A 14,389-nucleotide genomic window follows, 5' to 3' on the forward strand; every position below is an offset into this window, starting at 1 on the left:
TCCCTTGTTTAGATATAACTCAATACGGTTGGGTTCAAGCTAAAACTCTGTATTAAAGTCAACATAGACACATAGGGGTTGATTTTACTTAATTGCGATCGCTTAATCATTAGATATTTGGTGAAATTAAATATGCGCGATCCATAACCCTTGTAGAGACTTAGCACTGCTAACTTTCTTTTGTCACTTCGGGAAGAGTAAAATCAGAAAGAAGGGTTGAAAGCCAGGAGGGGAGAATGACACAGCCAAGAAGCCCCAAACCTAGCATCAAATTTGTGGATGAATATTGTGCAATCTACAGAAACATCTTTCCAGAAGTCAGAAGCGCATGAAAATTTCCGAAATTTACATTTGGGAATGATATCAGAAATAAAAAGGAAATCTTTACCAGAAATAGCCAAGGTAGTAGGGTTAGAGAATCAACAATCATTACATCATTTTTTAACAGAATCATTAAAGAAGCGAAGATTAGAATTAATCCTGCGAGTATTAAATAAGCGATGCCTACGGTGGGCTACGCCTACGCTAATTCTAATAATTGATGAAACAGGAGACAAAAAACAAGGTCGTACTACAGACTATGTAAAACGGCAATATATTGGGAACTTAGGCAAAATAGAAAATGGCATAGTGGTAGTGACAGCTTATGGTGTGATTGAAGATATGACCTTTCCTTTAACATTTCAAATTTATAAACCAAGGGAGAGATTACAGCCAGGAGATAAATATAAAACCAAGCCAGAAATCGCAGCAGAATTAATCAGAGAACTCCAAGTAATGGGGTTTAAGTTTGAATTGGTTTTGGCAGATAGCCTGTATGGGGAAAGTGATGGCAATTTTATTAGTGTATTGAATCAATTACAACTCTGTTTTGTTGTTGCTATACGTAGTAACCACGGAGTTTGGCTATTATTCTGACATTCAGAAATGGTGAGCCAGCGCGTTGCGGGGGTTCCCCCCGTTGTAGCGACTGGCGAACCCGAAGGGTGGGAAATAGTTTGTAGTACTATCTCATGGTCAGCCTTCATTCAAGTGTCTTCTGCCAATCTCACAGCTACATTTTCAAAATATTTGCGGAACACCCTTTGTGGGATGAAAATCATGGTTGGAAGAAGCAACCGACGCCACGCACAGCAGCGGTTTCATTATTATTGCTGGTGAGAAATTGTTTGTTAAACTCACGGCGCGTGATGCAAGAAACGACTTGACGTGCCTTCGCGGGGCTATTTTCAAACTGCGTTGGTGTTAGTTCTTATTTAAGACAATATTTCGACCAGCCTTTTAAGGTTTCTGGTTTAACTTGCCATTCTATTCAACATCTTTAATGCGGGTTTTCCGTTCTAGAATCTCCTTCAGCACCAAGGTTACTACTGCTAACAACGCTAACAGTACAGCCGCAGAGAAAGCCGCTTCAGTTTCGTATTGTTTGTAAGCGTCTTCTACAAACAGTGGTAGGCTCTGCGTTTGGTCAGCAATGTTGCCAGATACCACTGAAACCGCTCCGAATTCACCCATTGCTCTGGCATTGGTCAAAATTAAACCGTAGAGTAAACCCCAACGGATACTGGGTAGGGTGACGCGCAAAAATATCTGCCAATCTTTCGCACCTAGAGTTCTAGCAGCTTCTTCTTGATCCTTACCAAACTCTTCTAAAACCGGAATCACTTCCCGTGCCACAAAGGGCATACTCACGAAGGCTGTAGCCAGTACCATTCCTGGAAAGGCAAAGATAATCTTGATATCATGGGCTTGGAGCCAAGGACCAAACCACCCATTCCGTCCGTAAAGTAGGACAATCATTAATCCTGCAACTACGGGCGAAATTGAAAAGGGCAGGTCAATAATGCTCAAAACTACGGCACGTCCTGGAAATTTATGGCGAGCGATCGCCCAAGCTGCACATAAACCAAATACCGTATTTAAAGGTAGAGAAATCACAGCTAACAACAGTGTCAGCCAAGCTGCATGGATAAAAGCTGGTCGCGTTAGGTTGGACAGAAACGGTCCAACTCCCTTGCTGAAGGCTTGGATAAAAACGTTAACTGCTGGGATATATTGAACTAGGGCTAAATAGGCGATCGCTATCCCAATTAAAACTATTGGCACCCAACTCTTCTGCTCTTTAGGCTTGGCCGTATGTGTATCAGATACAGAAGAGTGAAAACTTGGCTTATCTACTGTCATATCGCCTTGCCCATGCTTGTAAGAAATTAATTGCCAATAACAATACCAACGAAATTGATAGTAAAACTATGCCAATTACTGTTGCACCAGAATAGTCATACTGCTCTAACCGTTGGAAAATCAGCACAGGTGCGATCAAATCTTGATAGGGCGTATTGGAAGAGATAATCACAGTCGAACCATACTCTCCAACTGCACGAGAGAAACCCAAGGCAACACCAGTCAAAATTGTGGGAAATAAAGGTGGCAAAATCACTTTCCAGAAGGTCTGCCATTGAGAAGCACCCAGACACCAGGCGGCTTCTTCAATTTCATGTTCCATTTCCTGAAGTACGGGTTGCACAGTTCTCACAATAAAAGGTAGTGAGATAAATATCATTGCTACTGCTACTCCTGTGCGGGTAAAAGATACCTTAATTCCCAGTGGCGCTAGTAGCGAACCTAGCCAGCCATTATCGCTGTAAACTGTTGCCAAGGTTAGCCCTGCTACCGAAGTTGGTAGTGCAAAGGGTAAATCTACTGTGGCATCAATCAAGCGCTTTAAGGGAAAGTCGTAGCGAACCAGAACCCAAGCAATTAGAGTTCCAAATACGCCATTGAGTAAGGCAGCAAATATTGCCGTCACAAAAGTTACATTGTATGTTGCTAGTGCGATATCACTGGTTGCGATCGCCCAAAACCTAGATGGAGGTTCTGTAGCTGCTTTCAGGAACATAGCAACTATAGGGATAAACAACATCACCGTCAGGTATGCAATGGTGATTCGCCAAGTCCAAGGGACTCGCCCCAATCTCTTCCAGAATGGCGTTTTGCCTTCAACTTCCACAGAAGGAGATACAGATGTCATAGTGAAAAATTCAAAATTTCAAATTCACAAGGAGCTTTTTGCCAGTGTTCGTAATTGCTAATTCGTAATTCAAGCACAGACCAACTACTTTTAATTCTGGAGAAAAGAAAGTTGTGGAGTCAGAATTACGAATTACGAATTACGAATTATTTTTGGGCTTGAATCTTGTCAAACACGCCCCCATCTGCGAAGAACTTCTTATCAATTGCTTCCCAACCGCCTAAGTCTGCAACTGTACCTAAAGTTTTCACCTTGGGAAATTTGTCTGTAACTTCTTTAGTTTGAGCTATAGCTTCATCCACAGGACGGAATCCCAATTTGACAAACTCTTGCTGTGCTTCTGGGCTATAAAGGTATTTCACAAAACCTTCAGCAACTTCGCGGGTTCCGTGCTTATCGACGTTTTTATCCACAACCGCGATCGGATTGTCAATGGATATATTCACATCAGGAACGACATACTCAACCTTTTCGCCCTTTTGCTGTGCCAAAATAACTTCATTTTCGTAGTTGATTAAGACATCACCCTGCCCTTGCTTGGCGAATGTATCAGTAGCTTCCCGCGCATCTTTAGGCAAGATTGGGACATTTTTGTAAACTTTAGTCACAAATTCAGTAGCTTTCGCCTCATCGCCACCTGTTTTAATCACAGAATCCCATAGTGCTAAGAAATTCCACTTAGCAACACCTGATGTTTTGGGATTAGCAGTAATCAATTTGACACCATCTTTGGCTAAATCTGCCCAGTTCTTGATGCCTTTAGGATTGCCTTGACGAGTGACTAATGCTGCAACTGATTTGGAGACAATACCATTGTTGGGAACTTCTTTTTCCCATCCTGGCTGAATCAATCCAGCTTTCTCAATCTTTGAGGTGTCTCCAGCTAGGGCCAAGTGGACAACATCTGCTTCCAAACCATCAATAACAGCGCGAGTTTGGGAACCAGAACCGCCATAGCTTTGCTTGAAGACGACAGTTTGATTATGATCTTTCTTCCACTGTTCTACAAACTTAGGAATAATTGCTTCGTGAGCGGCTTTAGTAACTGCAAAGGAAACCAGAGTTAGTTCAACATTATCTTTGCTTGCAGCCACAGGATTAGCACTAGCAGCAGGGGTTTCAGAGGCAGAATTACTCCCAGTTCCACCACCAGAGCAGGCGGCAAGGGCTACACTCAATACAGTACCTACCAAAAAGAGTGATACAAAGCCTTTGAGCGAATTTAGTCTGAACCGATACGTTCTATGTTCAGCTATCGCTTGTAATCTTTTCAGTGGGCGTTGCCACAAACTCATTCTATTTCCTCCACTAAATCTACAGATAATTGATGGGAATACAGTTATATACTGTTTATAATACTGGATGATTCCATGTATCTAGTTGCAAACACAAAAAAACCTCACATTCTTTATCAAGAACATGGTGATTTTACCAGTTCTGTGAAAAATTAAAAATGCTTTTACTTTCAACTATCAAATTGCGTAGGCGCAGCCCGGCGTAGGCATCGCAATCAACTATCTGCTGCATCAAGCAACTTGCTAGGGAATAGCTAATCTAGCATAGGCGTAGCCCTTCGTAGATATCGGCTTCGCTCAACGTAGGACAACAAAATCAAGTAATGTCTTAAGTGCAAGAGCAATTACTGTAGTGAGAAATATACGGCGCAACCAGATATTACTAAGTTTCAGGGCAACCCGCGATCCGACAACTCCACCAATAAACATAGTAATACTCAGAATAGTACCTAGTTGGTAATCAACTATTCCCTGTGTAAAGAAAATAATGGTAGCAATTAGCGAAGAAAAAATGTTGATAAACTTTGTGTTTGCTACCGCCTGCACAAATGTCATCTGAAATAGACTGACATAAGCTGCTGTTAGCATGGTGACATAGCCTCCACTAAAGAAACCACCATAAACACCAAGCACAAAAGTTGCCATATATCCACCAATTTCTGCTATTGGTGATGGTTTCCCTATTCTTGAAACGATTCCAGCGTTCCGATTAGTGATTGAAAAGACGGTAACTACAATCATCAAAATCGAGATAATCAGAGGCATCGATTTTGAAGGTACAATTAAAACAAGTAATGCACCAATAATTGAGCCTAAAAGTGTTAATAAAATCATTATTGGTAAGCGACTGTAGTCAATTGCTTTTTTACCAATAAAAGGTAATGTACCACCAATACTCATAAAAGTTAATGCTAGCATATTAGTGGCAAGAGCAATACGCGGTTCAATACTCAATTGCAACATTACAGGGACGGTAATTAAAGAAGTGCTTCCTGTAATGACGCTTATAACACTTGTTAGAAAGAAAACTGCGATGAGTAAAAGTAATTGGGTAGCATTCATTAGAGATTTGATCTTTATGTTATTATCAATACATTTTTTTAAAGGATGCTTGCAGTAAATAAAAGATATCTAAAGCCCATAATATTAAGGAAATACAGTTTTTTTAGAATTATATTAATCTAGATATCATTCAGTGTAAACTTATAATTTTTATACCAATATAAACGGTATATGTTATATATATTGGTAACAACTAAGTTGGGAAATTTATATAAATTGGTAAATTACAACAGTGAGCTACATCCAATACTGTACGGTCAAGGGTTATTGTTGTAGATGATTGATCTTTCAAGACGCGATTTATCGCGTCCTACATCAGGATTTGATTGCTTATTATTAACTGTATATATTGCAATATAAATAGCATGGAAAATAAAACCCATCTAGAAATCATCTAAATGGGCAAAACGGAACAACTCATTATTATTAACTGAATGCATATTTCAGGGGCAAACCATCCTGAAAAACTAGTAATTCTCCCGGTTGAATTTGTGTCCAAACTTCATTGTCGGTGAGGGGTGTGGTAGCAATGACAGCGACGCGATCGCGTTCAGTAGTCACTTCCCGAAAATCTACGGTCATGTCTTGGTCAATTAAATGGGCAGCAGCAAAGGGCGCTTGGCGAACAATGTAGCTGAGTTTAGTTGAGCAATAAGCAAAAAAGTGTTCTCCATCTGATAATAAGTAATTAAATATACCTACTTTCGCAATTACAGCAGTAATTTCTTGCAGCACAAAGTACAGTTCCTTGATATCGGGCTTACCTTTAGGAAAGCGCGATCGCAATGTTTCTAGCATCATGCAGAATGCTTTTTCACTATCGGTATCACCTACGGCTTGATAAAAGCCTAAATTTTCTGGATCGAACTCTGGCAAATTACCGTTGTGGGCAAACACCCAATACTGACCCCACAATTCCCTGCGGAAAGGATGGCAGTTGTGTAGGGCAATTTCACCCTGGGTAGCTTTGCGGATATGGGCTATGACATGGGTTGAGTGGATAGGATAACTCCGTACAAACTCCGCTACCGGAGAAGCAACAGAAGGTTGGGCATCTAAAAACATTCGACATCCCTTTCCTTCAAAGAAAGCAATGCCCCAACCATCGCGATGGTCATCCGTTTTTCCTCCCCGTGCAGAAAACCCTTCAAAAGAAAAGCAAATATCCGTTGGAACATTGCAATTCATTCCGAGCAGTTGGCACATGGATGTTGCAGCTCTCAATTTTTGACTAAGGCCTCAGGATCAAGATACTTCAGAATGCTGCATGATTCTGGAGCGATCGCTTCAATCTTAGAATTTAAGGCTGAGATATTCCATAATGATCCCCAAAAATAAAGAGTCTGCTTCTAGTTAGCATGATGACACTATGCCAAAAGATGGTAGCGGCGGATATCTGGTGCAGCAGTCACTAAACCTTCGAGTTTAGCTGCTGCCGCTTGGAAATGGGGTGAATCTATATGAGTATTCAGGGCTTCATGAGAAGTCCACTCTTCTACAAAAGTAAAGTCTGTTGGATCGTATTGGTTTTGCAAAAGTTCATACTTAATCGCACCTGCTTCCTGACGGGTTGGCTCAATAAGTTCCAACAGTACAGCTTTTAGTTCTTCTACTTTGTTAGGCAAAGCAATAATACGGGCAACAATGCGAATAGTTTGGTTTGTCATTTGTTATTTGTCATTTGTCATTAAGTCAAGAGTTAGGAATTCTTTCGCTGCTCCTCTGCTCCTCTGCTTCCCTGCTGCTCTGGTATTAATATTTATTAAAACATCTGTTGTAAATATTGTTCATAGCCTAGTTGTTCTAGTTTTGCTTGCTTGGCAACTACTGATTCACATAGGGTTTGACGATATTGTTGCACTTTTTCTAGCAATTCTGGTTGATGAGTTGCGAGGATTTGTATTGCTAAAAGACCAGCATTTTTGGCATTACCGATCGCTACTGTTGCCACAGGAATACCACCAGGCATCTGTAAAATAGAATACAAAGAATCTACACCTTGTAAGTTCCGAGTGGGTACAGGAACACCAATCACAGGAAGAGGAGTTAAAGACGCTACCATTCCTGGTAAATGGGCAGCACCACCGGCACCCGCAATAATTACCTTGATACCGCGTTGGTGTGCAAGTTGAGCATATTCCACCATGCGTTCTGGGGTACGGTGAGCCGAAACGATCGCAACTTCGCTCTCAACGCCAAATTCTTCACAAACTGCGATCGCATCTTTCATAGTGGGCAAATCGGAATCGCTGCCCATGATAATACCAACTAGGGGAGTCATAATAATTCAAAATTCAAAATTCAAAATTCAAAATTATTTGAGCTAGCTTATGGAAGCTAGGTGATGCGGATCATCATCTCATCTATTGGCGTTGTTTGAATTGATTCATTGATGTTGGTTGCATCTAAAATCAGATTTAGCTCTCTTCTCGCCAGTGTGATGACCCAAGCAACACAAAATCCTGTAGATATTATCAATGCTAGAGTGACTGGTTACAAAGATTTGCAGATGCTCTTGGTTAATCCAGAGGGCATAATTGAGCAAATCTTGCCAATGGGTACAGTAGGGACGCACAGCCGTGCATCCATAATCGATGTAGCTGGCGACTGGATTTCATTGGGTGGCGTTGATTTGCAAATTAACGGTGCGTTGGGCTTGGCATTTCCTGATTTAACGGCTGAAAATGCTCATGTACTCCAGAAAATAACGCAATTTTTGTGGGATGTTGGGGTAGATGGATTTTTACCGACACTTGTGACAACTTCAGTAGAAAAGATTCAGCGATCGCTTGCAGTCATTGCTGATATTATCCCCTGTAAACAAGCAGGTGCCAAGATTCTCGGAGTTCATTTAGAAGGCCCATTTTTGAATTACCAAAAGCGCGGCGCACACCCAGCAGAGTACTTGTTACCCTTAACAATTGACGAGGTAAAGCGGGTTTTGGGAGATTATGCCCACGTCATAAAAGTCATTACCTTAGCGCCGGAGTTAGATCCCACTGGCGAAGTAATTCCATATTTGCGTTCTTTGGGAATTACCGTTAGTTTAGGACATTCTCAGGCAACATCAGTCCAAGCGCAACTTGCTTTTAAACTCGGTGCAACGATGGTAACTCATGCTTTCAATGCCATGCCACCATTGCATCACCGCGAACCAGGATTATTAGGGGCAGCAATTACCCATCCTGATGTAATGTGCGGTTTTATTGCTGATGGCGAACACGTTTCGCTCACGATGCTGCAAATTTTACTTCGCGCTAGCTATGAAGAAAAAGGGCTGTTCCTTGTGAGTGATGCCCTTTCACCTCTGGGGCTACTCGATGGCGTGTATCCTTGGGACAGTCGGCAAATTGAAGTTAAAAACGGTACAGCACGACTGGCGGATGGCACTTTATCGGGGACGACTTTACCTTTATTAGTGGGAGTACAGAATTTGGTGAAGTGGGGGATTTGTGATGTGGAAACTGCCATTTTACTAGCTACCACTGCACCTAGACAGGCAATTGGTTTGCCTGGAATTGTCAAGAGTCAAGCCGCTAATTTATTACGCTGGCATTGGGATGAAGCGACAAAAGAACTAACTTGGCAGCGATTATTGGGCTAAATTTTGCGTCAAGGTGACACGGGAAGAAGCGTTAATTATACTCAGCAAAAATGTGTACATTTGTGAGATAGAGATCATAAACCAATGGATATAGCTTTACTTGTTAAATTTCTCGCTCCCTGTCTGCCATTTCTGTTAAATGTGGGTAATAAAGCCGTAGAAGGGGCATCTCAGAAAGTAGGTGAGGATGTTTGGAATAAAGCCAAAGCTATTTGGGCTAAGTTACATCCCAAAGTAGAGGCTAAGGAAGCAGCGAAGGAAGCAGCAACGGATGTGGCACAAAAGCCAGAGGATGAAGATTTACAAGCAAGTTTGCGAGTGCAACTCAAAAAGATTTTAGAAGCGGATACAGCACTTGCAGAGGAAATAGCTAAGATTTTGCAAGCATCGACTGACAAACCCGGAGACAATATTCAGTTCAGCGCTAATACTTACGACCAAAGTACGGTGAAGCAAGTTGGGAAGATTGACGCAAACCAAGTAAGTTTTTAACTAAGTAGGGTGGATAGAGTACTGCTCACCCTACAAATTTTGATGTTTCGAGTTCCAAACACCAAGTTTCAAGTTCCAAACACTAAGTTCCGAGTTCTGAACACCAAATTTCGAGTTCTGAACACCAAATTTCGAGTTTTGAACACCAAGTTTCGAGTTCTGAACACCAAGTTCCGAGTTATGAACACAAACTACCGAGTTCCGAACACCAAGTTCCGAGTTATGAACATCAAGTTTCAAGTTATGAACGCCAAACTTCGAGTTCACAGTCACAATATCAAGCAAAATTTCTACCTACTGTAAGCAATGATAGAGGAACCCAGTTCCAGTAACTCGAACAACATTGAAATGAATCTTACTGCTTACGGTAACAGTAAGGTAACTCAAGTAGGACAGATAAATGCAGCAGAAGTCAAGATTATTGTTGACCGAATAGAACCAGTACTAGAGCGATTACAACAAATCTCTCAACCAGAATCGCCTGGGGTTCTCAAAGCAGGCAACCCTAACAAAAGTTTGGCTTACTGGCAGGGACGGAAAACAGAAATTGCCCAAATACAGCAATGGTTAACTGATAAAAATACCTGCCTAATTGGCATATAAGGCATCGGTGGCACAGGTAAATCGATGCTGGCAGCTAAAATTTATGACGAAATTGAGGGTTTCCCAAAGAGATTTTGGGCTGATGTTAGTTATGGCGCAGATTTTAGCGATTTAGCCCGCCAAGTCCTCAGTGAATTTGGCTTTCGGGTTCCAGAAGAAGAAGCGCAGTTAATGCAGGCGCTAGTTAAGTGTCTGCAATCTGGGCAATATTTACTCATCATTGACAACCTGGAGAGTTTATTACAACCAGATAGACAATGGGGGAGTCAATTCTACGGTGACTTTTTCAATGCTTGGGTGGAATATGGCGGTAATAGTAAGGTCATAGTCACCACTAGGGAAAGACCAGAATTAAAAGGCTTTGAGTGGCTACTTCTGAAAGGTTTACAAGTAGAAGAAGGGGTAGCACTGTTAACCGAGTTAGGCATTCGCAGGGATTTAGGGGATTTTGTCGAATTAGTAGATGGGCATCCCCTGCTGTTAAAATTGGTCGCAGATTTATTAAAAGAAGAATACCGCGAAGACCCGGATTTAAGACGATTGGCAGATTTAGGCTTAGGGAATTTGCGGCAGTTGTTGACAGATCTCCAAGTGGTAGGTGTGCATCGCCGGCCGAATGTGGGGATAGTGTTGGTGTTAGATGCCAGTTTTGAGCGATTGAGTGAATTGCAAAAAGCTTTATTGCTCAATATCAGCGTTTATCGTGGTGCTTTTGATAGTGCAGCAGCCGTGGCAGTGTTGCCAGAAAGTTCACAAACAGAGATTGAGGGAGAATTGAGGAATCTGGTTAAGCGTTCTTTGTTGTTAGAAAAACTCAATGGTAAGCGGCGGTTTGAGTTTCAGCCTGTGGTGTTGGAGTATGCGCGGTATAAGGCTGGTAATCAGACCGAGGCGCATCAACAAGCCATTGATTATTATCTTTTAAATGTTAAACAACAACCTTGGCAGACTAAAGAAGATATCAAGGAATATTTAGAAATTTTTTATCACTGGTATCAACTAGAAAATTATGACTCGGCATTTGATGTATTAGACGCTTGCAATGATTTTTTGAGCTTGCGGGGTTATTACACAGATCAAGTTTATTTCTATAGGCAGTTGATAGAAGCGTGGGAAAAAAGGGGAGAAAGAGAACACTGGATTTATCTGGCTGCTCTCACTAATTTAGGCAATTCTTATTATTTCTTGGGAGATTACTTCCAGGCAATTAAGTTTTGCCAGCAGTCATTGGAGATAGCTAAAGAGATAGACTACCCAGATGTGAAAGCTGCTTCTTTAAATATCTTAGGACTTGTTTACCGCCAGCGAGAACAATACAAGCAAGCAATTGAGTTTTTCCAGCAGTCTTTAAGGATAGTCAAGGATTTCAAGGAGATGCGTTATCGCAATCAAGAAGCCAAATTAATAGGCAATTTGGGTAATGCGTATCAATATTTGGGGGAATACTTGCAAGCAATTGAGTTTCACCAGCAGTCTTTGGAGTTAGCCCAGGAGCTAGGCGATTCTAATTGGGAAGCTAGCTGTTTAGGTAATTTGGGCAATTCTTCTCATGGCTTGAAAGAATACAACCAAGCAATTGAATTCTTTCAGCAGCAATTAAAGATAGTTAAAGAGATAGATCGTCAGGGGGAAACTAATTGTTTGGGCAATTTAGGTATTGCTTATCGCTGCTTAGGGCAATATCAACAGGCAATAGAGTTTCAACAGAAGTCTTTGGAGATAGCTAGAGAAATAGGCGATCGCAAGGGGCAAGCAGACGCTTGGTTTAACTTAGGTTTGGCATTAGAATACGTCAATAGGGAATCAGACGCGCTGGGTGCTTATAGCAATGCTCGTGAACTATATCAGGCGCTAGAAATCGATGCTAAGGTACAAGATTGCAACAATGCAATTGGATATCTTTCACAACCAAAAACGTCTCTAGTCTCCCATCGTGGGTTTTGGGTGTGGTTGCGTCGGTTATGGCGTTGGGTACGCAGTTGGTTTCGGCGGTAAAATAATGTGTAGGAATAATGATACACATAAATTTAAGGTACAAGTAAAAAATTAAAACAATTCCAAAAACTTTAACGTAAAAATTATGACTCAAGCAACAACTACTGAATACAAACATATTCTAGTTGATGAAAATAATGTTCCTTTCATTAAAGGAACATCTATGAAACTTGTCGAATTAATTACTTCCATCCATGCTTATGGTTGGAGTCCAGAAGAATTACATTTTCAATATCCACATTTGAGCATGAGCCAGATTTATTCGGCTTTAGCTTATTATTGGGAACATAAAGAAGAAATTGATGCTGATATGCAGCAACGTTTTGAGTATGCGGAAAGATTACGTTTAGAAACAGGAGAATCTCCATTAGCAAAAAGACTCCGTGCAGAAGGATTAATTAAATGAGTGTTGCTCTTTATATTGATGAGAATGTGCATCGAGGAATTACAGATGGATTACGGATTCGGGGTGTAGATGTATTAACAGTACAAGAAGATGGGCGGACTAGCTTTCCCGATCCTCTTGTACTTGACCGTGCGACAGAACTTGAGCGTGTTTTGTTTTCCCAAGATGACGATTTTCTAGCTGAAGCCAACCATCGTCAAGACAAACAAATAAATTTTGCTGGTGTTATTTATGCCCATAAACTCAGAGTTACTGTTGGCGATTGTGTTCGCGATTTAGAAATTATTGCTAAAACTGCCTATCTTGAAGAATTAAGTAATCGTGTTCAATACTTACCTTTGTAAGCTCGTGGATAAAATGAGATGGAAGCTAAAAGTGCAAAGAAAGCAGAATCCTTCTACATTGCTCTAATTCTCTACAAATCATCTTCAGATAAACCCGATCGTCAACCTTTGTACCAAGAAAGCTTTGTTTTGATTAAAGCTGCTTCTTTAGAGAAAGCAAAAGTAAAGGCTTTGAATCATGGTAAAAATGAAAGTGTCAGCTATACAAATGAAAATGGAGAAACTATTACTTGGTCTTTACAGCAAGTAGTAGACGTGAATTCAGTGTTGTATGATGACTTTGATTCATCTGAGGATATTGTTGATTTATATGCTCGACATTTTCGGAATTATGAGGCTTACCAATCATTTGAGCCGTTATTGTCTAAAGAGCAATTTGGAGAATAGTTATCAAACCACGCGATCGCTCTTGTCGATTCCCATCACTGAGCCAACAGCGATCGCAATTGTTTTTACTTGCATTGACTCCAATGAAACCTAAGTTAAATTAAGTATTTTGCCTGTTATTGAGTTTTGCGCGTCTGGGCTGGAATTCGACACCCTGAGTTCCTCTATGCACGTAAGTATCCTTGCTTATCGGCCAACTATCATCTGGAAAAATCTGGAAGACCGCTCTTATGGGTTCCTATCAATGATAATTTTAAGCATTGGGAACCCCTAAAAATCGAAGTTTATGAACGCAGCCGACGACAAAACGATTGTTCGCGAGTATTTCAATTCCACAGGGTTTGACCGTTGGAAGCGAATCTACGGCGATGGCGAAGTTAACAAAGTCCAATTAGACATCCGCAATGGACACCAGCAAACTGTAGATACAGTTCTCGGTTGGTTGAAGGCTGATAACAATTTACCAGAGCTATCAATCTGTGATGCTGGGTGTGGTGTCGGTAGTCTCAGTATTCCCCTGGCAGTAGATGGTGCCAAAGTCTATGCCACCGATATTTCGGAAAAAATGGTAGAAGAAGGCAGAGATAGAGCAAAGCAAACTTTGGGAAATACCGAAAATCCTACTTTTGCTGTGCAGGATTTAGAATCGTTGAGTGGTAGCTACCATACCGTTATTTGCCTAGATGTTCTCATCCATTACCCTCAAGAAAAAGCCGATGAGATGATATCTCACCTCTGTTCTTTGGCACAGTCGCGGATAATTCTCAGTTTTGCGCCGAAGACCTGCGCCCTGAGTATACTCAAGAAAATTGGCAGTTTCTTTCCTGGGCCAAGTAAAGCCACTCGTGCATATTTGCATCGTGAGGCTGATGTGGTGAAAATCTTGGAAAGTAATGGCTTTTCATTGCAACGACGGGCAATGACGAAGACTCGCTTCTATTTTTCTCGCCTACTGGAAGCTACACGCAATTAAGGCTAAATCGCAGCAAAGGGCTTATAAACCTCTTGCTGTGATTTGACAATCTCAAACCTGAGATATGGTAAATATTGCCGTTGGCATCAAGCTTTGTTTTTCTCTAATACCAATTTAATATGAAGCTGCATAGAATAAAGCTTCCAGGATAAAGTTGTAAGAAGAGACAGAAATTACCTGCTCAAATGTAAGTTGGT

At 41.1% G+C, this 14,389-nt stretch carries 15 protein-coding genes and 2 pseudogenes; 9 read left to right on the forward strand and 8 right to left on the reverse strand.

The annotated features are described in order from the left end of the window. Nucleotides 1-236 precede the first annotated feature (236 nt). Nucleotides 237-909, forward strand: a pseudogene (locus V7K53_RS09245) (IS701 family transposase); the annotation flags it as partial. Between the two features lie 199 nt (nucleotides 910-1,108). Here the strand turns inward: V7K53_RS09245 and V7K53_RS09250 are convergent. The 8 genes and pseudogenes from V7K53_RS09250 to purE all read right to left on the reverse strand — a co-directional run. Then, a pseudogene (locus V7K53_RS09250) lies at nucleotides 1,109-1,309 on the reverse strand (hypothetical protein); the annotation flags it as partial. Beyond that, entirely contained in the window at nucleotides 1,309-2,184 is an 876-nt protein-coding gene (cysW, locus tag V7K53_RS09255) for a sulfate ABC transporter permease subunit CysW (protein ID WP_335197229.1), read from the reverse strand. The gene cysW and the pseudogene V7K53_RS09250, both read right to left, overlap by 1 nt. Continuing rightward, on the reverse strand, nucleotides 2,171-3,031 hold the full coding sequence (gene cysT / locus V7K53_RS09260; protein ID WP_335197230.1) for a sulfate ABC transporter permease subunit CysT: 861 nt from the start codon (nucleotides 3,029-3,031) through the stop codon (nucleotides 2,171-2,173). Before cysT ends, cysW begins: the two co-directional genes overlap by 14 nt. A gap of 146 nt (nucleotides 3,032-3,177) precedes the next feature. Then, a complete protein-coding gene (locus V7K53_RS09265) occupies nucleotides 3,178-4,326 on the reverse strand; it encodes a sulfate ABC transporter substrate-binding protein (RefSeq protein ID WP_335197231.1) in 1,149 nt (382 codons plus the stop codon). 297 nt (nucleotides 4,327-4,623) lie between these two features. Continuing rightward, nucleotides 4,624-5,388 carry a sulfite exporter TauE/SafE family protein gene (locus V7K53_RS09270; protein WP_335197232.1) on the reverse strand — a complete coding sequence of 255 codons (765 nt, stop codon included), beginning with the start codon at nucleotides 5,386-5,388 and terminating at the stop codon, nucleotides 4,624-4,626. Nucleotides 5,389-5,814: 426 nt separating this feature from the next. Further along, nucleotides 5,815-6,594, reverse strand: a complete 780-nt coding sequence (locus V7K53_RS09275) for a class II glutamine amidotransferase (protein ID WP_335197233.1) — start codon at nucleotides 6,592-6,594, stop codon at nucleotides 5,815-5,817. A gap of 161 nt (nucleotides 6,595-6,755) precedes the next feature. Then, nucleotides 6,756-7,055 (reverse strand): putative quinol monooxygenase, encoded by a 300-nt coding sequence (locus V7K53_RS09280; RefSeq protein ID WP_335197234.1) that lies wholly within the window; start codon nucleotides 7,053-7,055, stop codon nucleotides 6,756-6,758. A 95-nt stretch (nucleotides 7,056-7,150) separates the two neighbouring features. Continuing rightward, nucleotides 7,151-7,669 carry a 5-(carboxyamino)imidazole ribonucleotide mutase gene (gene purE / locus V7K53_RS09285; protein ID WP_335197235.1) on the reverse strand — a complete coding sequence of 173 codons (519 nt, stop codon included), beginning with the start codon at nucleotides 7,667-7,669 and terminating at the stop codon, nucleotides 7,151-7,153. Nucleotides 7,670-7,828: 159 nt separating this feature from the next. On the opposite strand from purE, the gene nagA reads away from it, so the two are divergent. From nagA to bchM, 8 genes are all read left to right on the forward strand, one after another. Continuing rightward, nucleotides 7,829-8,992 carry an N-acetylglucosamine-6-phosphate deacetylase gene (gene nagA / locus V7K53_RS09290; RefSeq protein WP_335197236.1) on the forward strand — a complete coding sequence of 388 codons (1,164 nt, stop codon included), beginning with the start codon at nucleotides 7,829-7,831 and terminating at the stop codon, nucleotides 8,990-8,992. An 84-nt stretch (nucleotides 8,993-9,076) separates the two neighbouring features. Then, nucleotides 9,077-9,484: a hypothetical protein gene (locus tag V7K53_RS09295; RefSeq protein ID WP_335187759.1), complete on the forward strand. Its 408-nt coding sequence runs from the start codon at nucleotides 9,077-9,079 to the stop codon at nucleotides 9,482-9,484. A 306-nt stretch (nucleotides 9,485-9,790) separates the two neighbouring features. Then, a complete protein-coding gene (locus V7K53_RS09300; protein ID WP_335197237.1) occupies nucleotides 9,791-10,087 on the forward strand; it encodes a hypothetical protein in 297 nt (98 codons plus the stop codon). A gap of 3 nt (nucleotides 10,088-10,090) precedes the next feature. Then, nucleotides 10,091-12,082 carry a tetratricopeptide repeat protein gene (locus V7K53_RS09305; RefSeq protein WP_335197247.1) on the forward strand — a complete coding sequence of 664 codons (1,992 nt, stop codon included), beginning with the start codon at nucleotides 10,091-10,093 and terminating at the stop codon, nucleotides 12,080-12,082. 85 nt (nucleotides 12,083-12,167) lie between these two features. Next, on the forward strand, nucleotides 12,168-12,488 hold the full coding sequence (locus V7K53_RS09310) for a DUF433 domain-containing protein (RefSeq protein WP_335197238.1): 321 nt from the start codon (nucleotides 12,168-12,170) through the stop codon (nucleotides 12,486-12,488). After that, nucleotides 12,485-12,832 carry a DUF5615 family PIN-like protein gene (locus V7K53_RS09315; protein ID WP_335187753.1) on the forward strand — a complete coding sequence of 116 codons (348 nt, stop codon included), beginning with the start codon at nucleotides 12,485-12,487 and terminating at the stop codon, nucleotides 12,830-12,832. The genes V7K53_RS09310 and V7K53_RS09315 overlap by 4 nt, the downstream gene beginning before the upstream one ends. A gap of 18 nt (nucleotides 12,833-12,850) precedes the next feature. Beyond that, nucleotides 12,851-13,219: a DUF4288 domain-containing protein gene (locus V7K53_RS09320; RefSeq protein ID WP_335197239.1), complete on the forward strand. Its 369-nt coding sequence runs from the start codon at nucleotides 12,851-12,853 to the stop codon at nucleotides 13,217-13,219. A 286-nt stretch (nucleotides 13,220-13,505) separates the two neighbouring features. Further along, a complete protein-coding gene (gene bchM / locus V7K53_RS09325) occupies nucleotides 13,506-14,192 on the forward strand; it encodes a magnesium protoporphyrin IX methyltransferase (RefSeq protein ID WP_289797917.1) in 687 nt (228 codons plus the stop codon). Nucleotides 14,193-14,389 lie beyond the last annotated feature (197 nt).

Source organism: Nostoc sp. (assembly GCF_036917355.1).
In the GTDB taxonomy this organism is placed as follows: domain Bacteria; phylum Cyanobacteriota; class Cyanobacteriia; order Cyanobacteriales; family Nostocaceae; genus Nostoc.